This is a genomic window from Neptuniibacter sp. QD48_55 (assembly GCF_047778115.1).
Lineage (GTDB): Bacteria > Pseudomonadota > Gammaproteobacteria > Pseudomonadales > Balneatricaceae > Neptuniibacter.
This window is the reverse complement of sequence record NZ_CP180555.1, coordinates 3394763-3419630: the sequence shown is the minus strand read 5'-3', so window position 1 is coordinate 3419630 and position 24868 is coordinate 3394763. Positions and strand designations below refer to the sequence as shown.

Sequence of the window (24868 nt, the reverse complement as noted above, 5' to 3'; positions counted from 1 at the left end):
AGAGCAGCTCCGTTAAAGCAAAACTTAGATGCCGTATTCGTCGCGGTATTTACGAATCGCTTCAAGTTCAGTCGCCATATCGCCTTTTTCAGTCAAGTAATCAATCAGATCACCTAAGCTTACAATGCTGATAACAGGCATGTTGTAGTCGCGTTCAACTTCCTGAATCGCAGATAGTTCGCCTTTACCTTTCTCTTGACGGTTAAGGGCAATTACAACGCCAGCAGGTTTTGCACCCGCTTGATCGATGATCTCCATTACTTCACGAATTGCAGTGCCGGCTGTGATTACATCATCGATGATCATCACGCCACCTTCTAGAGGTGCACCTACAAGGCTACCGCCTTCACCGTGAGTTTTAGCTTCTTTACGGTTGAATACGTAAGGAACGTCATCACCGTGCTGATCAGATAGGGCTACCGCTGTTGTCGCAGCTAGCGGGATACCTTTGTACGCAGGGCCAAGCAGTACGTCATAGTTAACGCCAGAATCTTTGATCGCCTGAGCGTAAAAGCGGCCAAGCTTAGCTAGCGCAGTACCTGTGTTGAAAAGACCTGCATTGAAAAAGTAAGGGCTAGTACGGCCAGATTTAAGCGTGAACTCGCCAAAACGTAGTACGTTCTGTTCGATAGCAAACTCAATAAACTCGCGCTGGTAATCTTGCATGGCAAACTCCGCTGGGAAAGGGGTAAAAATTTTGCGGCTATTCTACCAGCGGAAGCCTTGAGTCTCCATTGTTCAACGAACACTCAAAAAATTTCATTTTGCTTAACTTCCCTATACAATTCGACCAATCGCTAAAAATAATAGATAAGTCTGATAACGGACAGGAACACCTTCTATGCGCGTCATCACATTCAATGCTCAAGGTATTGAACAAGCTACTGAAAACGGTTTTTTTGACTGGATGGTCCGTCAAGATGCTGATGTTGTTTGCTTGCAGGATCTGCGGGCGAAAGAATATCAACTTGATGACGAACGCTATCACCCCGAAGGTTATCACTCATACTTCTTCGATGCTTGGGAAGATGGTTACAGTGGCGTAGCTATATACAGCCGTACCATTCCTAAAGCGATCATGACCGGTTTGGGTTTTGAGTTGTGTGACCAGCACGGCCGTTTTATCCAAGCGGACTTTGATGATGTCAGTGTTGGGTCGTTCTGCCTGCCTTCTGGTTTGAAGAGCGAAGAAGCACAGCAGCAGAAAGAAGCCTTTATGGTCGATTTTATCGGCCACCTAAATAAAACCCTGCGTAAGCGTAGAGAGTTTATCTTCTGTGGTACGACCAACATTGCGCACAAACCAGTCGATCTGAGTAACTGGTACGCTAACCAGACGGTTTCTGGCTTCCTGCCGCAAGAGCGTGAGTGGATGGCTGAGATCTTTGATGAGATGGGCTATATCGATGCCTTCCGTCAGATCAACAAAGCGGAACGTCAATTCAGCTGGTGGCCTGATTATAACCGTGCCCGTAAGTTGAACGAAGGTGCGCGTTTGGATTATCAGATCACTTCTGCAAGCCTGCGTAAGACGGTTAAAAATGCACAGATCTATCGTGATCAGATGTTCAGTGAACACGCACCAATCATCATCGATTACGATTTTGATTAAGACGATTTAGAAAACAAAAAAGGAGCCGATAGGCTCCTTTTTTAATGGGCTGAAGGTTTATTCAGCCAAAGCTTTTTGCTGCAGATCGATCAGCTCAGAGATACCTTTGCGTGCTAGATCCAACATCGCGTTCAGCTCTTCCTGAGTATAAGGCGCGCCTTCGGCGGTACCTTGCACTTCGATAAAGCCGCCGTCACCGGTCATGATCACGTTCATATCGGTTTCAGCTTTGCTGTCTTCAGCGTAATCCAAATCTAGAACTGGCTCACCTTCATAGATGCCTACAGACACTGCAGCGATCTTCTGCACCATAGGGTCGCCTTTCATCGCGCCGTTCTTATCTTGCTTAAGTACGTTGATCGCATCCTGAAGGGCAACATAAGCACCTGTGATAGACGCTGTACGTGTACCACCATCCGCCTGCAGAACGTCGCAGTCTAGAGTGATCGTGTTTTCGCCCAGTTTTTTAAGGTTAAGCGCAGCACGCAGAGAACGACCGATTAGACGTTGGATCTCTACAGTACGACCGCCTTGTTTGCCTTTAGCCGCTTCACGACCGTTACGAGACGTCGTAGAACGAGGCAACATGCCGTATTCAGCAGTAATCCAGCCTTGACCAGAACCGCGCAAGAAACGAGGCACACCGCGTTCTACAGTTGCAGTACAAAGCACCTTTGTATTACCAAACTCAACTAAAACTGAGCCTTCAGCGTGCATAGTAAAGTTACGAGTGATCTTAACTTCACGCATCTGATCATTTTCACGTCCGCTTGGGCGGTGCTTCTTAATACCAAGAGTTTGCAGCTGTTCTGAAATAGATGAACTCATGCCTGTCCTTTATCAATATTCTGGTCTGCCATAGCGTGGCACTGCCGAGCTAGGCTGTTACAATGCGAATTAATGATGCATTTTAATCGAGAATGAACAATATGACACGTAGCATGACAGCTTTTGCTCGACAGGAAGCCGAGCACGAATGGGGATCTCTAAGTTGGGAGATCCGTTCCGTTAACCATCGTTATCTGGAACCTCACCTGCGTTTACCGGAAAACCTAAAAGAGCTCGAAGGTTTTCTACGTGAGCAGCTACGTAAAAATCTCAGCCGCGGTAAGGTTGAATGTACTTTGCGCTTCAACCCAGAAGCCAAAGTTCAACAGCTGGTGGTTAACCCTGCCTACGCGCAAGAAGTTGTACAAGCAGCTGAGCAGATCCAAGGGATGCTGAAAGAGCACCAAGCGCTTGATCCACTAGAACTACTGCGCTGGCCTGGTGTATTGCAAGACACCAAGCTAGATATGGATCTAGTCAAAAAATCCGCGAAAGATCTTTTCGGTACAGCACTTAAAGACCTGATCGAAGGCCGCGGCCGCGAAGGTGTTGAACTCGCGACACTGATCAACCAGCGCCTAGATGCCATCAGTGAAATCGTGAAGGAAGTTCGCGAAAAAATGCCGCAGATTCTGCAAAACCAGCGCGATAATTTGCATCAGCGCTTAGCAGAACTGAAAGTAGAGCTAGATGAAGGCCGCGTTGAACAAGAGATCGCTCTGCTAGCACAAAAAGCCGACGTTGATGAAGAGATGGACCGTTTAGATACGCACGTACAAGAAGTACGCCGTGTTCTAAAACAAAAAGGCCCAATCGGTCGTCGTTTAGACTTCCTAATGCAGGAGCTAAACCGCGAAGCGAATACGCTGTCTTCAAAATCGATTGTAGCAAGCACAACTCAGTGTGCAGTGGAACTGAAAGTACTTATCGAACAGATGCGTGAGCAAATTCAGAATATTGAGTGATTCAATCTAGAATCATCAGAACCCTACTCGGACTCGAGTAGGCGTTCTTCAAGCCTTACTTAAAGCGTACTCTGTGCGCTTTTTTCGCCTTTATTGCTCAAAGCTAGTTGTTGCTCATTCTTAGGCTGATCTAAGCGAACAATATAGTCTTTAAGTTGGCGTTTGAAATCATTCTTTTTCTTGCCAGTAAGTGATACCGCAATTGGGATTTTGGCCTTCATTGCGTTCACAGGTCGGCCGTTTTTATGTAGTTCGAAGTGCAGGTGAGCACCGGTTGAGCGGCCTGAGTTGCCGGATAGGGCGATCTTTTGACCGCGTTTTACGCGTTGGCCTTTCACTACATAGGATCTATGTAGGTGTAAGTAACGGGTTTTGTAGCTCTGACCGTGTTTGATCTCGATATAGAGACCGGCATATTTGTGGCGAACCACGCGGGTTACCACACCATCACCGGTTGATACCACCGGTGTGCCGATGCGCATGGCGAAGTCGGTACCGTTGTGTGGGCGAATCAGGCCAGTTACAGGGTGTTTACGGCGCGGATTAAAGTGTGAAGATAGGCGGTATTTACCGTTAAATGGATAGCGCTGGAAGGCTTTCTCTAAGTTACGGCCTTTCTCGTCGTAGTAGTTATCTTCAAATAGGAAAGCGCTGATGTTGTGGCGGTTCTTTATACGGATCGCCTCAACTTTAGTGTTGCCGGTTGCTTCGCCATCAACATATTGGCGAGAAACGAGCACTTCAAACTTATCACCACGTTGGATATCGCGACGGAAGTCCACGCGTTGTTTGAGCACTTGAGTAATCGATTGCGCCTCAGCTTGAGTTAGACCAGCTTTTTTGCCCGAACCAGTAAAACTATAGAGGATCTCGCCTTGGATTAGCTTCTCTTGCCAATCACCTTCGATACGAATCTCTTCAAACTCAAAACTATCTGCTTTTCGCGTATACACAACTTTGTGCGCAAGGCTAAATTGCAGTTCTAAACGCTGTAGTTTTTGATTTTGTTTTTCAAATACTAATGTATGCCCCGGCATTAGATTATCCAAAGCTAGAACGTTTACGTCAGTTTCGAGCAGCTGATACATGGTTTTTTGAGGCAGGTGTAAGCGCTCAAATATTTTACCTAAGGTATCGCCTTTACGAACGATGTATTGGTAACCATTAGTGCCTGTATCTGGAACTAACAGGGTTTCTGCGTCGGGTACGCTGTCAAAAGTCCAAGGGGCTTTTAGCTGGCGAATGCTAAATTTTGGTTGCTCAAAGATTGGCGCATCGGTGTCCACAAGGTGTTCTAAAGATAAAGGTGTGGACGAATGAGGGCGATCGCCAGAGGGTAGAAAAGCCGCCACTAGAAGCATTGCTGCTAAGGCTATAAGTGCGCGCTGGTGGCGCTTAGGTAAAGCTGTTACAAAACCTGCTGAGGCTGAAATCCAGCGCATCAAAGTAAACCGTCGTACAAAGTTTGAGTCATATGTACTTTCGATCATATAGTATTTATCGCTGAAAGGCCCGTATTTCCTCACGATTCGTGGTTTTAAATCGCTTATTTAGTCTGTTTTCATGGTGAAAAAGGGGAAAGATCTTATAATAGCCCTGCAGCAAGACGGTTTGCTGCTTCAATTTGAGTATGAGAAATCACATGGCTAAAGGCACGTTATATGTTGTTTCGGCTCCTTCGGGAGCGGGTAAAACCAGTCTCGTTAAGGCGATGCTAAAACAGGATAATGATATTGTCGTATCAGTATCCCACACCACGCGGGACATGCGTCCGGGCGAAACAAACGGTGTGGACTACAATTTCGTGTCTATGGATGAGTTCAATCAGATGATTGAAGCCTCTGATTTCCTAGAGTTTGCTGAAGTATTTACCAATAAATATGGCACCTCTCAGCGTTGGGTTGAGGATCAGCTAGAGCAGGGTAAAGATGTGATTCTGGAGATCGATTGGCAGGGGGCGCAGCAGATTCGTCGTCTGATGCCTGAATGCCTGTCTATTTTCATTCTGCCGCCGTCCCGTGAAGCACTACAGGAACGCCTGACTAACCGTGGTCAGGACAGTGACGAGGTGATCAACCTACGTATGTCTGAAGCGGCGAGCGAAATGAGTCATTACGGCGAGTACGATTACCTTGTGATCAACGATGATTTTGATCAGGCACTGCGCGAATTACACGGCGTATTCCTGTCGCAGCGTATGCAGATCGCCCAGCAGCAAGAACGTTGCCGTGATCTGTTGAGTTCTCTATTGTCATAAGCCAAATATGCAGGTAAACTGCGCGGTCTTTTTAATGTACCGAATTCTGAGGTTACCCCCATGGCACGAGTTACCGTTGAAGATTGCCTAGAAAACGTAGATAACCGTTTTCAGTTGGTTATGGTTGCCGCTAAGCGCGCACGTCAGCTTGCTACTGGCGGTAAAGAACCAAAAGTAGAGTGGGAAAACGACAAGCCAACCGTTGTTGCTCTACGCGAAATTGCAGAAGGTCACACTGACCGTACTGTTCTGGACGAAGTCGAGCAAGACTAAGCCCTAAGTACACTGCTTTATCAGACGCCTCGCTATTATGCGGGGCGTTTGTGTTTATACTTGTTGGTAAATTCGTTAGTAATTCCTTGTTTAGGTCTTTTCCTAGCAGAATGAATGCGGCATCATCAGATGTAATGTGCATTTATTTGTTTGTAGCACTGGAGGGGTAATGCCGACCATTGACGCACTTTCTCAACGCCTGAATGATTACCTGGATCTGGAACAGATTCAGCAGGTGCGTCGTTCCTATTTTTATGCCGAGCAGGCCCATGATGGCCAGAAGCGTAAAAGTGGTGAACCTTATGTAACTCACCCCCTTGCCGCGGCAAATATTCTTGCAGAATTGCGTATGGACCATCAGAGCCTGATGGCTGCCATGCTGCACGATGTTATCGAAGATACCGAGATCGCCTACGAAGGGATCGAATCCCAGTTTGGCAAAGCCGTTGCCGATATCGTTGACGGCGTATCTAAACTGACCCACCTAGAGTTTGAAACTAAAGCCGAAGCCCAAGCCAGCAACTTCCAGAAGATGGTGTTGGCGATGGCGGAAGATATCCGCGTGATTTTGGTGAAACTGGCGGACCGTCTTCACAATATGCGTACCTTGGGTGCGATGCCGGGGCATAAGCAGCGACGCATCGCTCGTGAAACGCTGGATATCTACGCACCGATTGCCGCACGCTTAGGTATGCGTGATGTGCAGGTGGAGTTGGAAGATCTGGCATTCCAAGCGCATTACCCAATGCGTGCTAAGCATATCCGTCGAGCAGTAGTTCAAGCGCGTGGTCAGCGTAAAGATGTGATCAGCTCGATTCAGGAAACGATTGAAAAACGCCTCCAGAAAGAGGGGTTGAGTGGCACGGTTACTGGTCGTGAAAAGCACCTTTACAGCATCTACTCCAAGATGAAGGCGCAGCGTAAGTCCTTCTCTGAGATCATGGACGTATTTGCTTTCCGTATCGTGACCGACTCAGTTGATGACTGTTACCGTACACTCGGTGCCGTGCATAATTTGTATAAACCGGTGCACGACCGCTTTAAAGACTATATCGCGATCCCTAAAGCCAACGGCTATCAGTCTCTACATACTGATCTGTTCGGCGCACGTGATATCACCATCGAGGTGCAGATTCGTACCCATGAGATGGATGCAGTGGCTAATCAAGGTATTGCTGAGCATAGCCACTACAAGAACGAAGAAGAATTAGATGCGTCTGACAGCGCATTAGGCAGTTATAAGCGTGCCCGTAAATGGGTGCAGGGCCTGTTAGAGATGCATCAGCGTGCCGGTAACTCGATGGAGTTTATCGACAGTGTTAAGACCGATCTGTTCCCTGATGAGGTGTACGTCTTTACGCCGCTGGGTAAGATTATGGAGCTACCAAGTGGTGCGACAGCGGTCGACTTTGCTTATGCCGTTCATACCGATGTCGGTAACTCTTGTGTCTCTTGCCGTATAAACCGCCGATTGGCGCCGCTGTCTCAGCCGTTAGAAAACGGCCAAACTGTTGAAATTATTACTACCCCAAGCGCTCAGCCAAATATGGCATGGCTCAACTTTGTTGTCACAGGTAAAGCGCGTACAGCGATTCGTCACTACCTGAAGAATCAACAGCGTCACGAGTCTGTGGAGCTTGGTCAGCGCTTGTTAAATCAGTTCCTCGCCAATTATGGCGCGACCTTAAACGATATAGACCCGTTCAAACTGCGTGAGCTGCTTCAAGAAGCTGAATTGGATAGCATGGAAGACTTGCTAGAAGATATCGGCTTGGGCAATCGTATGGCTTATGTGGTTGCGCGTAGATTGCGTCCGGAAGAAGAGTTGCAAGTAAGCGGCGATGACGATGAATCCAATCGCCGCCAGAAACCGATGTCGATTAAAGGTACCGAGGGTATGGTGCTGCAGTATGCGAAGTGCTGTTTACCTATCCCGGGTGACTCGATTATTGGTCATATCAGTACTGGCCGTGGTTTAGTTATCCATCAGACTGATTGCCGTAATATAGGCTACCTGCGTGATGATCCTGAGAAGTGTATCTACCTAGAATGGTCAGATAATTTAGACGAAGAGTTCAGCGTTAATCTGACCGTTCAGGTTGAGTCGCACCGAGGCATAATTGCCGAGCTTGCTACTACAGCTTCGAGCATAGGTGCGGATGTTGTTGCGATTGATATTAGTGAGCACGAAGGCCAGTTAGCGAATGTCCATATGGAAGTGACAGTGACTGACCGTATCCATTTGGCACGCGTGATGAAGAAACTGCGTCGCTTGAAGAGTGTGAACCGTATTACCCGCGACTGATTTCGTTTTCGCAAAAGTTAGCACTAGTTATTCCCCTAGTGCTAAACCTTCCCTTCGATTATCTACTGCACTTTCCCATTCGTTTGATGGCAGACGACGGAATCCGTGTAAGCCACTATTCAGATCTCTTACCTTTATCTGATGCCCCATCGCTTCTAATGGCTGCTGCAACTGATCTATAGGTGTGTCCGCCTCAAGCTCGGTTAGCCCGTTACGGTTGCTGATATGCGGCTGATTAACGATCTTCTGCAAACTTAGATCTGAATTGAACATCAGCAGCAGGCTTTGCGCTACATAGTTGATGATTCGGCTTCCGCCAGGAGAGCCAATGGCTGCATGTAGATTGCCATCTGCGTCGAATACCATAAACGGCGACATCGAGCTGCGTGGACGTTTACCCGGTTGCACGCGGTTGGCAACGATCTGCCCTTTGCTAATTCCTTTAAAAGAGAAGTCCGTTAGCTGATTGTTTAGCAGAAAGCCACCTGCCATCAGTGTTGAACCAAACGCCATCTCGATACTGCTGGTCATCGACACCGCATTACCCCATCGGTCTACCACCACAAAGTGAGTAGTGGAGGGGCGTTCTGGGGATTGGGCATCAACAAAGTTAGCCATAGCGTGCGGAGGATTACCTGCCTTAGCTTGGCCTAAGTCTTTATCTGGTGAGATTAGTTTGGAGCGCTCATTTAGGTAGTTAGGATCGAGTAATCCTTGTACAGGCACATCGACAAAATCACTATCAGCTAGATAACGGCCACGGTCCGCAAAAGCGAGACGGGATGCTTGAGTGAAGAGATGGTTAAACTCCAAGCTCTCTGGGGCAAAGGTTGCTAGATCATGTTGCTCAAGCAGTTTTAGTATCTGCAGTACAGTGACGCCGCCAGAGGTTGGCGGCGGGAAGCCACACACACGATACTCTTTATAGGGTAGGCAGATCGGATCGCGTTCTTTAGCTTGGTAACTAGCTAGGTCACTTTTATCGAGTAAACCCGGATTGTCCGTAATGGACTGCACCTTATCCGCGATTGCGGTTGCAATAGGGCCTAGATAAAACGCTTGGGTGCCGTTATCAGCAATTAACTGCAAACTGTCAGCTAATTCGGGGTTAGTTCTGATAAAGCCTATCGGCAGTGGGGAACCGTCAGGGTTGTAGAAATAGTTTCTCGCTTCGCTATAGCGGTTCAGCCCTGGGTTGATACCGCTGGCGATCAGTTTATGTAAGCGTGGGCCTATCGGAAAGCCTTCTCTAGATTGTTGAATGGCACCGTCAAACAGATCCTGCCATGCGAGCTTGCCGTGCTTTTCTTGCGCGACCTCCAGCATTTTTAAGACACCGGGTGTGCCAACAGAGCGCCCACCGACCATCGCTTCTACCCAAGGCATCGGCTTTTTATTCTTTTGGAACAGTCGATAGTCTGCTTTCGCCGGTGCTGTCTCGCGGCCATCATAAGCCTTCAGCGTTTGCTGCTCCTGATCCCAATAGAGCATAAACGCGCCGCCACCAATACCAGAGGATTGTGGCTCAACTAAGGTCAGCATGGCTTGAATGGCTACGGCAGCATCTGCGGCTGTACCGCCTTGTTGCAGAATGCTTAGGCCTGCCTGAGTAGCAAGAGGGTGTGCGGTTACGACTAAGGATTGTTGGGTGGCGATCGCTTCGCTTTGATAGAGCCCGGTAGATGATTCGGGAGCAAGGTCTTCTTCCACAGCGTAAGCGGAAAGACCGAGCAGTGAGAAGATGATCAGCAATGCTTGGCTAATTTGGAGAATTTTCGACATTTTTCTCATTTAAACTGATTTAAATCGTTAATTTTTGACCAAGAACTTTGCTTTCCCGAATTGTTGCTAATAATCTACCCTTTAGATTAAACCAAGACTAGGTTTGGAGAGAGTAAATTGTCAGTCGGTGTACGGGTTCTGGAAAACAGTGGCGAATTACCGCAGTTTCGCTTGGTGTTATTGCATGATGCTGAAGGTAAGGTGCTGGCTCTGCTTCCTGCGGCGTCATTACTCAATTTAGTTTCTGTCTGGAAAGAGACAGGTCGACAGCTACAGCCTGTTCGTGGCGAAGATGCGAAACGCTATTTTAGCCAAGATGCCTTAAGGCATCCTGAAGGACAGAAAAAACTTTTATCTCTCAAGCTTTTGGTATCTCCTGAAATTTTGCAGCACGATCGAGTCGAACTGATCGAGCCGCACGCTGAGCTTTGTTTTGGCGTGAGTGCTAAACAGATCGAGAAAGCGAGTAGCTGTAACTTAGCGCTTACCACAGAGCAGATCGAAGCTGTTCAGCCGAAAGGGGATGACCGTGTTGTTATCACTCAGGCGGTTGAGCGCTTTACTGAGTTGCGAATTAAGCAGCGCCTTGAAGATACTTTAGGTCTTCCTTCTCTTTCTCCAACGATTAAAAAAATTATCGAGCTTCGCTCTGACCCAGAAGCAGGCGTGAGTGAGCTTGTCCCGGTCGTGCGGGTTGATCCTAGCCTTTCTGCTCAAGTAATGAGCTGGGCGGCATCACCTTATTATGCCGCTCCAGGTAAAGTCAGCTCGATTGATGATGCAGTTATCCGCGTCCTTGGTTTTGATCTCGTGATCAATATGGCGCTAGGGACGGCGATGGGTGAAATGCTTCGTGTACCTGAAGATGGCCCACGTGGTGCGACGCCTTACTGGTTGCAGTCGGTTTATAACGCTGCATTTGCTGAGCAGTTATGCCGTGCTATGCCAGAAAATGAAGATCAGCCCAAACCGGGTTTGATCTACCTGTCTTCTTTGCTACATAACTTCGGTTATCTAGTACTGGCACACCTGTTCCCACCACATTTCACATTGTTATCCCGTTATATCGAGGCAAACCCTCACTTTGCCCTAGATTCGGTAGAGCAGCAGGTGTTGAGTGTTACCCGTGAACAAATTGGTAGCTGGTTGCTATCAAGTTGGGAGTTGCCAGATGAGGTAACGACAGCGATTCGTCATCAGAATGAACCAGATTACTCAGGTGAGCATAGTAACTATGTCAAAGTGATGTATATGGCAAACCGTCTGCTGCGTCAGCAGGGTTTGAGTGATGGCCCTTTGGAAGAAGTTCCTGAAGAGATGTATGCAGAGCTTGGCTTAAAAGAGCCTGATGTAGCGAAAATGCTCCGCCGTCTAATGCGTAATGACGAAGATATTAAAGAGTTAACAGCGTTGCTGGGTGACTAATATCCATTAGTCTCGATCTAATCTGACAGTCACCCGTTTTTCTAGTGTAACTGTCAGATTAGAGCGACAAACCTAAAGCTCGCCCAGTTCTTCCTCAAGGACTTCCAGAGCTTCTTGCTGCTCCATCCACTCTTCTTCGGTTTGCTCGGCTTGCTGTTTCAACTCCGCTTGTTGTTGTAGCAAGGTTTTGAGCTTGTCCTTGTTTTGCTCTTCGTAGATCGAACTATCACTGAGTGCTGTTTCGATCTCATCTAGCTGTTCGTGCTGCTTTTCCATCGCTTTTTCTAGCTTTTCCAACTGCTTTTTCAGTGGACGTAGCTGGTTACGACGTTCGGCTGCTAAACGTTTCTGTTCCTTACGTTCTGCTGCCGAGAGCGTCTTTTTCTCTTCCGTTGCTGCAGGGGCGAATGCTTCAGCTTCGGCTTTTTGTTCGAGGCGCTTCTGTTCTAGCAACCAGTTTTGGTAGTCATCTAGATCACCTTTGAACTCTTCAACTTTGCCATTTGCAACCAGAAGGAACTCATCCACGGTATTACGCAGCAAGTGACGGTCATGGGAGACTAGAATCAGTACGCCTTCGAACGATTGCAGTGCGAGGGTCAGTGCGTGACGCACTTCCAGATCCAAGTGGTTGGTCGGTTCGTCCATCAAGAGTAGATTTGGTTTCTGCCAAGCGATCATCGACAGCGCAACGCGGGCTTTCTCACCACCGGAAAAGTTATCCACAGGCTCTAGAGCACGATCCCCGATAAAGCCGAAGGAACCAAGGAAATCACGGATCTCTTGCTCAGAGGCTTTCGGGCTGATGCGCTTGATATGTAACAGCGGTGATGCCGCCATATCGAGTGCTTCAAGCTGATGCTGGGCAAAATAGCCTATCTGCAAGTTGTCACTTTCGTGGCGTTCGCCATTGCAGAGTTCCAAATCGCCTACTAAGGATTTCACTAGGGTTGACTTACCAGCACCGTTTGGGCCGAGAAGGCCGATACGCGCACCCGGCGTCAGGGTCAAAGAGGTTTTATCCAGAATAACGCTATCGTCATAGCCACACTGTGCATCGTATAAAGTCAGCAGTGGCGACGACATCTTGTCTGCAGAGCAAAATTTAAAGCTGAACGGACTATCAATGTGCGCAGGCGCAATTTTCTCCATGCGCTCGAGCTCTTTGATACGGCTTTGCGCTTGTTTTGCCTTAGTGGCTTTAGCGCGGAAACGGCGGACAAAATTCTCAATTTCACCAATACGTTGCTGCTGTTTCTCGAACGCAGATTGCTGCTGCGCTAGACGGTCAGCTCTCTGTATTTCGAATGCCGAGTAACCACCTTTGTAAAGATTCAGCTTATTACGCTCGATATGGGTGATATGGCTCACGACATTATCGAGGAAATCACGGTCATGGGAGATCAGAATTAACATGCCTGGGTATTGGCGCAGCCACTGTTCCAGCCAGATCGTTGCATCCAGATCCAAGTGGTTGGTTGGCTCATCCAATAGTAAAAGGTCAGATGGGCACATCAACGCTTGAGCTAGGTTGAGACGGATTCTCCAGCCGCCTGAGAACTCTTTGACTGAACGGGTGATATCGTTATGGCTAAAGCCTAAACCGGCGAGAAGCTGTGCTGCACGAGACTCAGCGCTATAACCGTTATGGCTATCGAGCTCGGCATGCAGCTCGCCTAAGCGATTCATATCATGATCGGCTTCTGCTTTCGCAAGCTCTTGCTGGATAGAGCGGAGCTTGTAATCACCGTCTAAGACGTAGTCGAGTGCTGAGCGATCAGAGGTCGGAACCTCCTGTGCCATATGAGAGATACGCAGTCCCCCCGGTAGCTCGAGGTCTCCGTTATCACAGTGAAGCTCTCCGAGTAGCAGTTTAAACAGAGAGGATTTACCCGCACCATTTGCACCAACTAAACCGACTTTCCACCCCGAATGTAGGGTCAGATCGGCTTGTTCTAGCAATATGTTGTGGCCGCGTTGTAAGCTAACTTGCTGAAATTGAATCATGGCGGCGGATTTTAACATAGAGATGCAATTGAAAAATGACCTTTGGGACTTTGCGCTCAACTTTTATCAACAGCCGGGTATAGAGCAGAGCTGTTTAGAGTTACAGAACGAGTTTGGGTTGAGCATTAACCGTCTGATCTTTGCCTGTTGGGGCGGGATACAGGGCTATGCGCTCGAATCGATTACTTGTGATGAAGCGGATCACTGGCAGAAGGAGATGACCCATCCACTGCGTGGTGTTCGTTATAAAGTGCGTGAACGTAAGCAGCAAGAATCGGAATATGAGGCTTGTTATCAGAAGTTGCGTCAGGCTGAATTGGCTTGTGAGCAGATAGAGCTCGCTTTGCTCTATCAACAGGGCCAAAAGGCAAAGCAAACACAACCGTCTTTAGAAATAATTGAAGAAAACCTGCATAGCTATTTGAAATCTAAAAAAGTGCCTATAGATAAAGAGATATTAGGCGCATTGAATCCCCTGTTACAGGCGGCTAACACCTACTTAAGCACGAATCATAAGGAATAGGTGGTGCCCCGCTGAACTTTGCTGTTTAATCAGGGACTAATAAGGCCTGTTGTAACTTGTAGGTTTATCTCAATTGATAGGATAGCTGCCGCAAAAGGCGCGCTGATTCCAAAGAATTACAAACAAGGATATTTAGCATGAAACAAACTTTGCTGGCGGTTGCTCTAGGTGCCGCGATGGTATCTCCAATGGTTTCCGCAGTGGAACTAAAAACTGAAGAGCAGAAAGTTAGCTACAGTGTTGGTCTGATGGTTGGTGAACAGCTTAAGACGATCCCTAATGTTGATTTTGATGCGTTCCTTGAAGCTGCTAAAACAACTTATGGCGATAAAGAGCCAAAGTTGTCACCTGATCAGGTACGCGAAGTGATGACTGCTTTCCAGAAGAAACAGATGGAAGAGCAGAAGAAAAAACACGATCAATTAAGTTCTGACAACCTTGAAGCAGGTAAGAAATACCTAGCTGAAAATGGTAAGAAGAAAGGTGTTACAACAACGGAATCTGGTCTTCAGTACGAAGAGCTAACAGCTGGTACAGGCAAGTCGCCAACAGCTGCAGACACAGTAAAAGTACACTACCGTGGTACGCTTATTAACGGTGAAGAGTTTGATAGCTCGTTCTCTCGTAACGAACCTGTATCGTTCCCGTTGAACGGTGTAATTCCAGGTTGGACTGAAGGTCTACAGATGATCAAAGAAGGCGGTAAAGCGCGTTTGGTTATCCCGGCTGATCTAGCGTACGGTCCAGGTGGTATGGGCAATGCAATTGGTCCAAACGAAACTCTGATTTTTGAAGTAGAACTTCTGGAAATTAACCCAGGTGCGGAAGAAGCTGCTGAAGCTGAGAAGAAGTAATCACTTCTTAGCGTGATTTGAATTAAAAAGGCCGATGCTATGCAGCATCGGCCTTTTTGTTGGATTTTTGTGGGAATAGTCCCGTCCTGAAATAGGCTTATTATGCTTATTTCAGCTCATTCATGATGCCGTTAGAGCCAATGGCATAATATTTACCTTGACCAAATGCTACAGCATATACACCGGCATGTACCGGACCGTATGGGTCGCGTTTATGAATTCGCCATGTGCGAAGCTCTGCCCCAGTTTTAACATCCCACAGCTGTACTAAGCCCGCTGCTGTGCCGGTCAATAACTTAGAGTTATCTGGAGAAAAACGCGCGCTCAGATAGCTTACGCGTTTTTGCAGAAGATCTTTAATGTTGCTTAGTACGTGTAGCTCTTTGCCGCTATTCACATCCCAAATAACCGCTTTATCTAAGCTGCCAGCACTGAAGGCGAACTGCGCATTGGGAGAGATCGCGACTGTATCAACGACATTGCCGAACTCTAGTTCGCGTAGCATCTCGCCGGTTTGCATGCTCCATAGCTTAGCTTTGTAGGCATCAGAACCGGTTAGCGCAAGGGTACCATCATCACTTAGATCAACACTGCGAACACGTGCATTATGGCGAAGGGTACGTTGGACACCGCCGTTTTTGACATCAAAATACACAGCCGTGTGATCGGCTAGGCCAAGCAGTGCAAAATCACCATTCGGGGATAGGTCCATCTGCATGATTTCAGCAGGTGAGCTCCAGAACCATTCAGGTTTGCCGGTTTTGACATCCCATAGGACAAGATCTTGCTGATTGGCCGTTGCAGCATAGGTTCCTTCAGGAGAGAAAGCAGTGGCTGCGATAATGGAGAAATCACCCTGTTTATGATTCCAATTAAACAGGCGCTCGTGATTGCTGCTCTGCCAAAGGCTCCCTCCATGGTTGAAAGAACCTATAACGCTATGGGAGCCATTTTCGGATAAGGCAGCGGAATATGCGCCGGTAAGTGCATATTCCTTCCACAAACTTGGGTCATCACCGCCACCGCAGCCAGTTAATCCGAGGATACTGCCAGCCAGTAGCAGTTTGTAAAACCCATAGCGCATTAATTTTTATCCTTCTACCGCTTCTCTGTGGGAGGTATGAAGCACGGCAATCATTTTATCTTCGAGTTCGAAACGTTCTTCCAGTGCTTCTCCAAGTTTAGATAAACGCTCGGAAAATTCACGGATCTGCTGCACTGTAGGATCAAGAAGATTGTTAAAGTCGTCGTTAAAATCTAGCGCAATATCGGTGCTGACTTGGATTTTAGGAAGTAGGGATTGCCCCTCTTCTAAGCTTCCGTCATCAAAATCGCTGCCTTCTAATAGCAGTTGCTCATAGACTTCAAAATGACCTGATGACAGGTAATCCATCAACGTTTGACAAAACCCTTGTACTTTTTGGTTTAGCTCTTCGTTGATGTGATGTTCAGGCAGATGGACAAATTGGCTGATCAGCATCTGACGTTCTTCAAGCCAAGAATCGATGATCTCGCTTACACCGCCCCAGCGCTCTTTAGCATTTTTGCATTTCTCTAACATCTTGCGCTCCTTTCCTACCATGTAGACAGGGTTGGTAAATTCAATTGAAAGGTGATTTACCATTTCTATTTTGTAGTACCCTTTCGCTCATCATATTCCTAAGCCGATTCAGGGTGCAACCGTCCCTATAGTAAAAAATAGTTTTTTCGACCGCTTTGATATAGAACAGGGTCAAACACAGTTAATTTTTTGTCCATCAGCCCCTGTTGGGGCCGGAAATAGCGCGCTATACTGCTGCTATTGAAGACGAATGACTGAGGCGAACAATGCTTAAGCGACTGGTTTTATTTATTTTTTTGGCTTTCTCTGTACAACTGACTTGGGCAGAAGGTGACGAACAGAAGACCGCCGATGACTATGTTAATTACATCGAATTAAAAGCGTTTGTAACCAATTTTGGTGGTGTAGGTAAAACGCGCTTCCTGAAATGTGAAGTAACGATTCAGGTATCAAGTGAAGCGGCACACCATGCGGTAAACCATCATATGGCGCATATCCGTAATGATATTGTGTTTCTGCTAAGTGCTCAGACTGATGACACGGTAGGTACAGTTGAGCTACAGCAAGAACTAGCGAAGAAAGCACTGAAGAAAGTACAAAATATCTTGGTAGAAGAAGAGGGTGAAGGTTTCGTATCTGACCTGTTCTTTACTAGTTTCGTAGTGCAGTAGCCACTATCCAAAAACAAAAAAAGCAGGCCACTTCGGTGTCCTGCTTTTTTATGGGTGCAATAGTGGGCGGTATTTAGTTCGCCATATAGTCCGCTAAGTAGTCATCAAAGTCTGGCTGATCAGCCGCTTCAATTTGCTGTTGTTCCACAAGGGAGCTTTGGCTGAGTTCTTCCAACATCGCTGCCATCTCTGATGAAGGTGCTTCGGATAGCAGAGTTTCTTTATGGCGCTGTGCTTGTTGCATCACAAAATCACCGTGGTCGAAATTCTGCTCCTGCATCTCTTTCAGTACTTGCGCTGATGGCGTTAGCTCAGGATCTAGCAGCTTAGCTTTTTGGGCTTTAATTGCTTCGCTAAATTGACCGCTATTGTGTGCTTGATCAAACAGCGCTGCCGTTTTCGCCATTTCTGCAAGAAGCTCGATACCCCAATCCTTCAAGGTAACCGTCTGATCGTTGTTGATCAGGGTTAGACCTGGTTCACGGCCGCGAGTGACCACCTGCTGGTGGTTATCTTGAATCTGCTCACACTCAGTATTGCTGATCTCGCTGTCGTCCATCAGTAGGCAGGTTACCAAGAACAGATCTAAGAAATCGGCTTGGATCTGATCGATACCTAGAGGCAGGAATGGATTGATATCGGTATTACGTACTTCGATATATTCCACGCCCTTAGACATCAACGCATGAATCGGTTTTTCACCGGATTCTGTGACGCGTTTAGGGCGAATATCGCTGTAGTATTCGTTTTCAATCTGTAAAACATTCGTGTTTAGCTGTCGATATTCACCGTCTACTTTAACGCCGATCTCTTCGTATTGCTGGTAAGGCGTACGGATCGCGCTCTCTAGAGATTTTGCGTAGGTATCTAGATGGTTAAAGCAGATATTTAGGCTAGCTTGAGCTTTGTTGGAGTAGCCAAGGTCGCTCATTCGCAATGAAGTCGCATAAGGCAGATACAACGTGCCTTTGCCCATCTCTTTTAGGTTGTGCTTTTTACCTTTTAGGAAAGAGCTACATAAAGCCGGAGAGGCACCAAAGAGATAGATCAGTAACCAGGAATAACGACGGAAATTTCTGATCAGGCCGAAATACGCAGCGGATCGGAAATCTTGTAGTGATAGTTCACTGCCTGAAAAACTATGGTAAAGCGGCCAGAATGCTTCAGGGAGAGAGAAATTGTAATGAATGCCGGCAATGGTCTGCATCACTTTACCGTAGCGATGCTCTAAACCTACGCGGTAGATGTATTTCATCTGGCCGACGTTTGATGAGCCGTAACGAGCGATAGGAATCTCTTTCTCTGGCGGCAACAAGCATGGCATGCTGGCTGGCCAGATCTGCTCTTTATCGAGTTTCTGATAGGTATAGCGATGAAGATCTGCAAGGAAATTCAGGGCATCAGAGGACTTTTCGAAAACGGGCGTAATAAATTCCAGTAACGCTTCCGAATAATCAGTGGTGATATGAGCGTGAGTGAGCGCTGAACCTAGAGCTTGCGGATGAGAGGTTTGAGCTAATCTGCGTTGATCATCAACACGTAAGCCTTCCTTCTCTATACCGTGTTGTAGCTGGGTTAGCAGCCCAGAATGGCCTGCTTGGTTAAGCCAATCTAGCTTTTGTTCTAGTGCTGAAGACAAAAGTCGATCCTTTAAGTCACTCGTTGAGGGGCAACATTATAATTGAGGGAATATTAAATTGCTGCATCGAAACAGTTAGTTTGCGCTTTCGACCTAAACTGCCTCAATTAATTCAATCTGACGTGCTAATTTATCAGATAAAGGGCCGTTATTGGCCCCTCTGATTATGCGGCTTCTTCTGTTTTCTGCTTGCCAAAACGTTGTTGTAGTTGGAACCAGCAGATGAGTAGGCAGGGTAGGAAGCCCAGGGTGATGATCACAGAGAACAGGATTCCCATCATAACCACGATACCGACACCTCGATAAAGCTCGGTGCCTGCGCCCGGAATAAAGACCAATGGCGCCAACCCAAATACTGTTGTGACTGTGGACATCAGAATCGGTTTGAGTCGCTTGGCGACGGCTTGGTTTACCGCGTCTACGATAGAGGTTTTGCCTAAGTGTAAGTTATCCCGCGCTTGGCAGACGATCAGGATTGGGTTGTTCACCACGGTCCCGAGAAGGATTACAAAGCCCAGCATAGTGATCATATCGAAGGCTTGATAGAAGCCCGGCAAGCCTGTTTGTTGTAATAGTTCACCGAGCATATTGGCTGCGACTAAACCGACAACGCCACCGGCGATACCTAAAGGCACCGTGGTGAGAATGAGGCTTGGATAACTCCAGTGGGACAAAATTACGACTAGAAGTAGGTATATCAGTAAAGCTGCGACGATAAAGTTATTAAACAGGGCGGTTTGAGTCGCATCCAGTTGGTCCGCTGCACCGGAAATACTGATGCTGACTTTCGGTAGAATTTCGCCCTCAGCTTTCATCAACGGGATTAATTCGGTTCTTACTTTCTCGACTGCCGTTTCTAGTGCCACGGTTGGCGGTGGCAGGATGTAAACGGAGACGGTACGACGACCTTCGATACGACGAATATCTTCACTGGCGACAGTCTCTTTAATCTCGGCCAGTGCTGATAAAGGTAGAACACCGCCACCCGGAACAGAAATCGGTGTTTGGCTGAGTAGCTCAATGCTTTTTGCTGCATTGAGTTGGCTGTAGAGCAGCATATCGACTTTCTTATCGCCATCGATAAATTCACCGACATAAGCGCCATCGCTGAATGCGGCCACTGCGATACCGAAATCTTCCGCTTTGATCCCTAATTCAGCCAGTCTTTGCCACTTCGGCAAGATCTGTATCAGAGGTTGATCTAAAGAGAGGGATTTGGGTTCTGAATCCAAACGTGGGTTATCAAACATCTCTTTTGCGCGAGTCATCACATTTTGCGCGGTGGTGAAGAGGGCTTGTTGATCAGCACCAGAAACATTAAGCACTACAGTACGGGTACCGCCTTGGTTGCTTGAGATAATTGAACCTCGCGATGAAAAGGCGCGCATACCCGGATAGCTTGTAAAGAACTGAGTGATCTCTTTCATCATCGGCTCTTGATGGTCATAGTCTTTAGGCTCACTCAGCAACCACACGGAACCTGAGCCGATATAGAGCAGGTAATAACGTAACGCCGGAATCATCCCTTGTTCGGGTATGTAGTCTTTCGGTTGCTGTTGCACGGCTAGATCGACTTTTTCTTTCACCTCTGCGCCAATCAGGGACATCTCTTTGTAGCTGTAACCGGCAGGGGCAAACATCATCGAAAATGACTTTGGCTCTTCACCTTCGGGTAGGTATTCGGCTGCTGGCATAAACGCAATAGCTAACCCTAAGGTTGCGAAGGTGCTCAGCGCGATGACCGTTATCCGGCGTTTGAAACCATCATTTAGCCAAGTGATCAGCTGCATGATTTTGCCCTGTTGATATTGCTTATCGTCCGATTTAGTCGATAAACCAAAGAATGCGCAGGCAGAAGGCACGACAAACAGCGCAAACAGCATAGAAGCTAAAATGGAAGCGGAGACGGTAATTGCGATATCGGAATAAAGTTGCCCTGCTTCCTGCTCGACAAAAAAGATCGGCGTAAACACTAGAACGGTCGTGGCACTGGAGGCGATGACGGCAGTCCACACCTCTTTTACTCCAGCAATGGCTGATTCAATCCGATCCATGCCTTGGCGTAGTTTCTGCTCGATGCTTTCGAGCACTACGATACTATTATCAAGAGTCATACCAATCGCAAAGGTAATCCCGGCTAAGGAGATTACGTTGATACTGCGACCAAACATCATTAAGCCGATAAACGCGGCGATGGTACAAACAGGGAGTCCAAGCAGGCAGAAGAGTGTTGCACGGCCAGAGCGCATAAATACGTATAGAACAAGGCTTGCCAGTAACGCACCTAAGCAGAGGTTTAGCACCACGCTTTTGATAGAGGCTTCTACATAGCGAACATCATCTCCGATCAGCTCTATACGCATGCCGTTGGGTTTAAGCACATCGCGGCGTAGTTGTTCGACTGCTTGCAGCATGTCTTGTTTGATTTGAATAACGTTGGCACTGGGTTCTCTACGAACCCCTAAAGTGATCGCTCGCTCACCGGCTACATAAGCGACGCCGTTAGTTTCATAATGATCGAGTTTGATGTCGGCAACATCTTTCAGGTAAGTGCTAACGCCATTTTCGTGGCGAATAATAAGGTTGCTCAGTTCCTCTAAGTCATTGAAGCGACCTTGAGTACGCAGTAAATAGCGGCGTTTACCCTCTTCAATATCGCCAGCAGAAATATCTCTATTACGGGTTTGGATCGCACTTTTAACATCCGCCATGCTTAGCCCGCGTTGGGCAAGTTGGTCCGGCTCAATATGGATCTGAATTTGGCGCTCGGTTTTCCCGCGCATAGATACCTGTGAAACCCCCGGAACCCTTTCCATCACTGGACGTACCTGACGATCAATAAAATCGCTGGTCATGTCCATATCGAGGTTAAATGGATTTCCTGCTTCAGGTACCACGGAAAAATAGAGGAAGGGGTTAGCAGAGAAGGAGCTGATTCTTACACTCGGCTGGTCGACATTATCAGGGTAGCCCGCCACTTGATTAAGCGCGTTGGTGACTTTGATCATCGCCTGGTCAAGGTTGGTTTTGGGTGGAAACTCTAAAATGATCTCGGCTTTACCAGTCGAAGCGATCGACTCCATAAATGCTAGATTCGGCAGAGTGCGTAGATGACGTTCTTGTTCTAACAAGATCTCTTGTTCAATGTCTCGTGGCGTTGCTCCTGACCAGCGGGTCTCAATCTCAATCACTTGTGCGTCCAGATCAGGGATCATTTGCACCGGCATCTTCAGGCTGGCTACCACGCCCAATAAACAGACCATCAATACCAGAACGGCTAGTAGGCGGCCTTGTTGAATAATTGCTCCTAGCATGGGCAACGTATTCCTCTTTAGAATCTTGTGAAAACCTTAAGGCTGCAGAGTGACTTCTGCGCCTTCGCGTAATAGCTCGTTACCGCGTATAACAACCTGATCATTGGCATTGATCCCTTTAATGATCTGGATCTTATCGCCTTTGATCTTGCCTAACGCCACCGGTCTGCGTTCAGCTTTGCCATCCACCACGATAAATACGCTGTTACCGTCATCGGCGTGATGCAAAATAGCATCGCGAGATACCATTACTACGTTTTGTTCTTTGGCAAAGTTAAGTTCCAGTTTGGCAGAGGTGCCCGGCAATAATAACGGGTTCGCTTGCACTGGCTTAAAGCGGGTTAGGAATGTTCTGCTTTGCTGCGAGCCCACTGGCACCACTGTTTTTACCAAACCTTCAATCGCAGTATTAGGGGCAGTATCGGGATAGATGGTGATGGTCGTGATCTCCTGCATGCGACTGAAATAGGCTTGAGGGATCTGCACATCCAATAGAATTTTGTCTAAAGAGACCAGAGTCACTGCTGGATTGCCGCTACTGAGCCATTCCCCTTTCTCTGTTTGCTTAGCGGTGATGATACCGGCAAATGGTGCGAGCAGTTGGTGCTGGCCTAACTCATGCTGGAAACGTTCTTGTTCAGCTTTAGCTGCGGCAAGATCTGATCGAGCAACATCGCGGGCCACACGTAGGGAAATCAGCTTATTTTGTGCGATGTGTTTTTTCTTACGCAGTAGCTCACCCTCTTTCAACTGACGGTAAGCTTCATTTAGCTGAGTTTGAGCTGATGTTGTCTGCGCCTTGGATTTGAGTAGGTTCTGACGGGTGATTTCATCATCGAGGCTCAGAATCAGATCATCTTGGTTGACCTGACTGCCAATATCGACACTTAGGTTTTTAACGATCCCTTCAGCGGCTAAGGATAGGTTGGCCGATAGCTCTGCTTTCAACGTACCATGCAATGTTAGCGTCTCTTCAAAAGGCTCTGCTATGGCGGTTTCAACACGAACGGGCATCGCTTTGGCATGCGCCAGCGTCGGGATTAAAAATAGAATAGTTAACAGGGCTGAAGCAGCCTTGTTTCTGGAAAAAGTCCGCAGTGGGGTGGGGAACATGTGACAGTTACTCTCACTCAAAAAGTGTGCAACTGATAAATTAAAATCAATTGCTGGGTAACTGCAACTGTATATACACTTTTTTACATTCAAAAAAGTTTGAGGGGAAGCAAATGCTTCCCCTCATCATGGCTTATTGAACCGCTAAAACCTGCATAGAGTTAGTGCCACCATCTTCACCGAGGGATGCCCCGCGGGTGAGGATAACAAGATCGCCAGTTTCTAAAAGGTTACGAGCTTTAAGGCCCGCCAGAATCTCTTCGTTTAGCTTCTCTTTTTCGATCTGCGTTGCATCGAAGAAGATCGGCTCTACACCACGGTACAGTGCAGTACGGCGCATAGTGCGTTCATTGCGTGTTACTGCAAAGATCGGCAGACCTGAACGGATACGTGACATCCACAGCGGAGTGGAGCCCGACTCGGTTAAGCAGATGATTGCTTTAACACCCAATAAATTGTTCGCCGTATACATTGCTGAGCGTGCAATTGTTTCATCGAAACGTTCCAGCTTTTGTGTGATGTTGGTTGGAGCAGGGCGAGACAACTGATGTTTCTCAGCGCCTTGGCAGATCGAAGTCATCGACTTAACCACTTCCACAGGGTGCTTACCCGCCGCTGTTTCAGCAGATAACATCACCGCATCGGTACCATCTAAAATCGCATTAGCAACGTCGAAGACTTCAGCACGGGTCGGCATAGAGTTTTCGATCATGGTTTCCATCATCTGTGTCGCAGTGATCACAAAACGATTGAGTTCACGAGAGCGTTTGATCAGGTGTTTCTGCACGCCAATTAGCTCGGCATCGCCAATCTCTACGCCTAGGTCGCCACGGGCTACCATAATCCCATCGCAGGCTAAGATGATCTCATCCAGCGCTTCGTTGCTAGCTACAGTTTCGGCACGTTCTACCTTAGCGATAATCTCTGCTCGGCTTCCCGCGTGATCTAGTAGTTCGCGTGCTTCGTGAAGATCGGCCGCGCTACGAGGGAAAGATACGGCGATATAATCCATATCGATATCACCAGCGACTTTAATATCGCGACGGTCTTTCTCTGTCAGAGCGGCAGCAGAAAGGCCGCCACCTTGACGGTTGATACCTTTGTTATTGGAAAGCGGACCACCAATGATCACTTCGGTTTCGATACGTGAGCCGTTAACCGCGGTGACTTTCAACTGAACGCGGCCGTCATCGAGTAATAGGATATCGCCTGCTTGGCTATCTTCTGGCAAGGCTTTGTAATCGATACCGACTTGGGTTTGGTCGCCATCTTCATTACCGAGTTCTGAATCTAGAAAAAAAGTATCGCCTGTTTCTAGTTGAATCTTTGTGTCTTTAAATCGTGCGATACGAATTTTAGGTCCCTGTAGGTCGCCTAAAATTGCGATAGATAAACCCAGTTTACGTGCTGCTTTACGGACCTCACTGGCACGACGGCGATGGTCATCCGCGCTGCCGTGGGAGAAATTTAGACGTACAGTGTTTACGCCGTTTCTTAAAATATCTTCCAAAACACCAGGTTCATCGGTGGATGGACCCAAGGTTGCTACAATTTTGGTTCGTTTCAGCATAAGAGTAATTAGTCCCTTCTTCAGATTACGCAAATAATATAGTTATGTATTGAGGAGCCTGCCCCTCCCCAAAAAAAGGGGATAGCAAAGCCGGATAGGAATTGTTCGCAGGTTCCTTAATCCTTAATACCATGTTTGGCGTTCAAGAATATATACCTTAGTATAGAGC

At 47.4% G+C, this 24868-nt stretch carries 20 protein-coding genes; 9 read left to right on the top strand and 11 right to left on the bottom strand.

All coding sequences use genetic code 11. The features are described 5' to 3' along the window. Positions 1-24 precede the first annotated feature (24 nt). Positions 25-666, bottom strand: coding sequence for an orotate phosphoribosyltransferase (gene pyrE, locus ACMXYW_RS16110; protein WP_415882844.1), 642 nt, complete (start codon positions 664-666; stop codon positions 25-27). 175 nt (positions 667-841) lie between these two features. Between pyrE and ACMXYW_RS16105 the strand changes: the two genes are divergently transcribed. After that, positions 842-1612 carry an exodeoxyribonuclease III gene (locus ACMXYW_RS16105; RefSeq protein WP_415899513.1) on the top strand — a complete coding sequence of 257 codons (771 nt, stop codon included), beginning with the start codon at positions 842-844 and terminating at the stop codon, positions 1610-1612. 57 nt (positions 1613-1669) lie between these two features. On the opposite strand, the gene rph is transcribed toward ACMXYW_RS16105, so the two are convergent. After that, positions 1670-2440: a ribonuclease PH gene (gene rph, locus ACMXYW_RS16100; protein ID WP_415889631.1), complete on the bottom strand. Its 771-nt coding sequence runs from the start codon at positions 2438-2440 to the stop codon at positions 1670-1672. A 101-nt stretch (positions 2441-2541) separates the two neighbouring features. Here rph and ACMXYW_RS16095 point away from each other — a divergent pair, with 101 nt between their 5' ends. Next, positions 2542-3405, top strand: a complete 864-nt coding sequence (locus ACMXYW_RS16095) for a YicC/YloC family endoribonuclease (RefSeq protein WP_415899512.1) — start codon at positions 2542-2544, stop codon at positions 3403-3405. Between the two features lie 59 nt (positions 3406-3464). Here the strand turns inward: ACMXYW_RS16095 and ACMXYW_RS16090 are convergent, their stop codons facing one another. Continuing rightward, positions 3465-4847 carry a peptidoglycan DD-metalloendopeptidase family protein gene (locus ACMXYW_RS16090; RefSeq protein WP_415904688.1) on the bottom strand — a complete coding sequence of 461 codons (1383 nt, stop codon included), beginning with the start codon at positions 4845-4847 and terminating at the stop codon, positions 3465-3467. Between the two features lie 200 nt (positions 4848-5047). Here ACMXYW_RS16090 and gmk point away from each other — a divergent pair, with 200 nt between their 5' ends. The 3 genes from gmk to ACMXYW_RS16075 all read left to right on the top strand — a co-directional run bounded on the left by gmk (position 5048) and on the right by ACMXYW_RS16075 (position 8240). Continuing rightward, positions 5048-5662 (top strand): guanylate kinase, encoded by a 615-nt coding sequence (gene gmk / locus ACMXYW_RS16085; RefSeq protein WP_415904687.1) that lies wholly within the window; start codon positions 5048-5050, stop codon positions 5660-5662. A 60-nt stretch (positions 5663-5722) separates the two neighbouring features. Beyond that, the gene (gene rpoZ, locus ACMXYW_RS16080) at positions 5723-5935 is read left to right on the top strand and encodes a DNA-directed RNA polymerase subunit omega (RefSeq protein ID WP_415886249.1); all 213 of its coding nucleotides are present in this window, start codon (positions 5723-5725) and stop codon (positions 5933-5935) included. A 169-nt stretch (positions 5936-6104) separates the two neighbouring features. After that, a complete protein-coding gene (locus ACMXYW_RS16075; RefSeq protein WP_415904686.1) occupies positions 6105-8240 on the top strand; it encodes a RelA/SpoT family protein in 2136 nt (711 codons plus the stop codon). A 27-nt stretch (positions 8241-8267) separates the two neighbouring features. Here the strand turns inward: ACMXYW_RS16075 and ggt are convergent, their stop codons facing one another. Further along, positions 8268-10022, bottom strand: a complete 1755-nt coding sequence (gene ggt, locus ACMXYW_RS16070) for a gamma-glutamyltransferase (RefSeq protein ID WP_415904685.1) — start codon at positions 10020-10022, stop codon at positions 8268-8270. Between the two features lie 117 nt (positions 10023-10139). Between ggt and ACMXYW_RS16065 the strand changes: the two genes are divergently transcribed. Further along, complete coding sequence (locus ACMXYW_RS16065) at positions 10140-11447, top strand: HDOD domain-containing protein (protein WP_415904684.1); 1308 nt, start codon at positions 10140-10142, stop codon at positions 11445-11447. Positions 11448-11519: 72 nt separating this feature from the next. Here the strand turns inward: ACMXYW_RS16065 and ACMXYW_RS16060 are convergent, their stop codons facing one another. After that, complete coding sequence (locus ACMXYW_RS16060) at positions 11520-13454, bottom strand: ATP-binding cassette domain-containing protein (RefSeq protein ID WP_415905895.1); 1935 nt, start codon at positions 13452-13454, stop codon at positions 11520-11522. A gap of 22 nt (positions 13455-13476) precedes the next feature. Here ACMXYW_RS16060 and ACMXYW_RS16055 point away from each other — a divergent pair, with 22 nt between their 5' ends. Both ACMXYW_RS16055 and ACMXYW_RS16050 read left to right on the top strand, forming a co-directional pair. Beyond that, positions 13477-13977 (top strand): TIGR02444 family protein, encoded by a 501-nt coding sequence (locus ACMXYW_RS16055; RefSeq protein WP_415904683.1) that lies wholly within the window; start codon positions 13477-13479, stop codon positions 13975-13977. Positions 13978-14114: 137 nt separating this feature from the next. Beyond that, on the top strand, positions 14115-14831 hold the full coding sequence (locus tag ACMXYW_RS16050) for an FKBP-type peptidyl-prolyl cis-trans isomerase (RefSeq protein WP_415904682.1): 717 nt from the start codon (positions 14115-14117) through the stop codon (positions 14829-14831). Positions 14832-14937: 106 nt separating this feature from the next. Here the strand turns inward: ACMXYW_RS16050 and ACMXYW_RS16045 are convergent, their stop codons facing one another. Both ACMXYW_RS16045 and rsd read right to left on the bottom strand, forming a co-directional pair. Then, positions 14938-15915, bottom strand: a complete 978-nt coding sequence (locus tag ACMXYW_RS16045) for a WD40 repeat domain-containing protein (protein WP_415886244.1) — start codon at positions 15913-15915, stop codon at positions 14938-14940. Positions 15916-15921: 6 nt separating this feature from the next. After that, positions 15922-16392 carry a sigma D regulator gene (rsd, locus tag ACMXYW_RS16040; RefSeq protein ID WP_415882831.1) on the bottom strand — a complete coding sequence of 157 codons (471 nt, stop codon included), beginning with the start codon at positions 16390-16392 and terminating at the stop codon, positions 15922-15924. 266 nt (positions 16393-16658) lie between these two features. On the opposite strand from rsd, the gene ACMXYW_RS16035 reads away from it, so the two are divergent. Continuing rightward, the gene (locus ACMXYW_RS16035) at positions 16659-17063 is read left to right on the top strand and encodes a flagellar basal body-associated FliL family protein (RefSeq protein ID WP_415882830.1); all 405 of its coding nucleotides are present in this window, start codon (positions 16659-16661) and stop codon (positions 17061-17063) included. Positions 17064-17136: 73 nt separating this feature from the next. Here ACMXYW_RS16035 and gshA read toward each other — a convergent pair whose 3' ends face one another. From gshA to pyk, 4 genes are all read right to left on the bottom strand, one after another. Continuing rightward, positions 17137-18702 carry a glutamate--cysteine ligase gene (gene gshA / locus ACMXYW_RS16030; RefSeq protein WP_415904681.1) on the bottom strand — a complete coding sequence of 522 codons (1566 nt, stop codon included), beginning with the start codon at positions 18700-18702 and terminating at the stop codon, positions 17137-17139. A 164-nt stretch (positions 18703-18866) separates the two neighbouring features. Next, on the bottom strand, positions 18867-22016 hold the full coding sequence (locus ACMXYW_RS16025) for an efflux RND transporter permease subunit (RefSeq protein WP_415904680.1): 3150 nt from the start codon (positions 22014-22016) through the stop codon (positions 18867-18869). Positions 22017-22052: 36 nt separating this feature from the next. Beyond that, the gene (locus ACMXYW_RS16020; protein ID WP_415904679.1) at positions 22053-23129 is read right to left on the bottom strand and encodes an efflux RND transporter periplasmic adaptor subunit; all 1077 of its coding nucleotides are present in this window, start codon (positions 23127-23129) and stop codon (positions 22053-22055) included. Between the two features lie 133 nt (positions 23130-23262). Beyond that, positions 23263-24699, bottom strand: a complete 1437-nt coding sequence (pyk, locus tag ACMXYW_RS16015; RefSeq protein ID WP_415904678.1) for a pyruvate kinase — start codon at positions 24697-24699, stop codon at positions 23263-23265. Positions 24700-24868 lie beyond the last annotated feature (169 nt).

Excerpts from the sequence above, each read along its gene's own strand:
- ACMXYW_RS16045 (WP_415886244.1), bottom strand. The coding sequence starts at position 15,915 with ATGCGCTATGGGTTTTACAAACTGCTACTGGCTGGCAGTATCCTCGGA.
- ACMXYW_RS16075 (WP_415904686.1), top strand. The coding sequence starts at position 6,105 with ATGCCGACCATTGACGCACTTTCTCAACGCCTGAATGATTACCTGGAT.
- pyrE (WP_415882844.1), bottom strand. The coding sequence starts at position 666 with ATGCAAGATTACCAGCGCGAGTTTATTGAGTTTGCTATCGAACAGAAC.
- ACMXYW_RS16035 (WP_415882830.1), top strand. The coding sequence starts at position 16,659 with ATGCTTAAGCGACTGGTTTTATTTATTTTTTTGGCTTTCTCTGTACAA.
- rsd (WP_415882831.1), bottom strand. The coding sequence starts at position 16,392 with ATGTTAGAGAAATGCAAAAATGCTAAAGAGCGCTGGGGCGGTGTAAGC.
- ACMXYW_RS16105 (WP_415899513.1), top strand. The coding sequence starts at position 842 with ATGCGCGTCATCACATTCAATGCTCAAGGTATTGAACAAGCTACTGAA.
- rpoZ (WP_415886249.1), top strand. The coding sequence starts at position 5,723 with ATGGCACGAGTTACCGTTGAAGATTGCCTAGAAAACGTAGATAACCGT.
- ACMXYW_RS16055 (WP_415904683.1), top strand. The coding sequence starts at position 13,477 with ATGCAATTGAAAAATGACCTTTGGGACTTTGCGCTCAACTTTTATCAA.
- ggt (WP_415904685.1), bottom strand. The coding sequence starts at position 10,022 with ATGTCGAAAATTCTCCAAATTAGCCAAGCATTGCTGATCATCTTCTCA.
- rph (WP_415889631.1), bottom strand. The coding sequence starts at position 2,440 with ATGAGTTCATCTATTTCAGAACAGCTGCAAACTCTTGGTATTAAGAAG.
- gmk (WP_415904687.1), top strand. The coding sequence starts at position 5,048 with ATGGCTAAAGGCACGTTATATGTTGTTTCGGCTCCTTCGGGAGCGGGT.
- ACMXYW_RS16025 (WP_415904680.1), bottom strand. The coding sequence starts at position 22,016 with ATGCTAGGAGCAATTATTCAACAAGGCCGCCTACTAGCCGTTCTGGTA.
- ACMXYW_RS16095 (WP_415899512.1), top strand. The coding sequence starts at position 2,542 with ATGACACGTAGCATGACAGCTTTTGCTCGACAGGAAGCCGAGCACGAA.
- ACMXYW_RS16090 (WP_415904688.1), bottom strand. The coding sequence starts at position 4,847 with ATGCGCTGGATTTCAGCCTCAGCAGGTTTTGTAACAGCTTTACCTAAG.
- ACMXYW_RS16020 (WP_415904679.1), bottom strand. The coding sequence starts at position 23,129 with ATGTTCCCCACCCCACTGCGGACTTTTTCCAGAAACAAGGCTGCTTCA.
- ACMXYW_RS16050 (WP_415904682.1), top strand. The coding sequence starts at position 14,115 with ATGAAACAAACTTTGCTGGCGGTTGCTCTAGGTGCCGCGATGGTATCT.
- pyk (WP_415904678.1), bottom strand. The coding sequence starts at position 24,699 with ATGCTGAAACGAACCAAAATTGTAGCAACCTTGGGTCCATCCACCGAT.
- ACMXYW_RS16060 (WP_415905895.1), bottom strand. The coding sequence starts at position 13,454 with ATGATTCAATTTCAGCAAGTTAGCTTACAACGCGGCCACAACATATTG.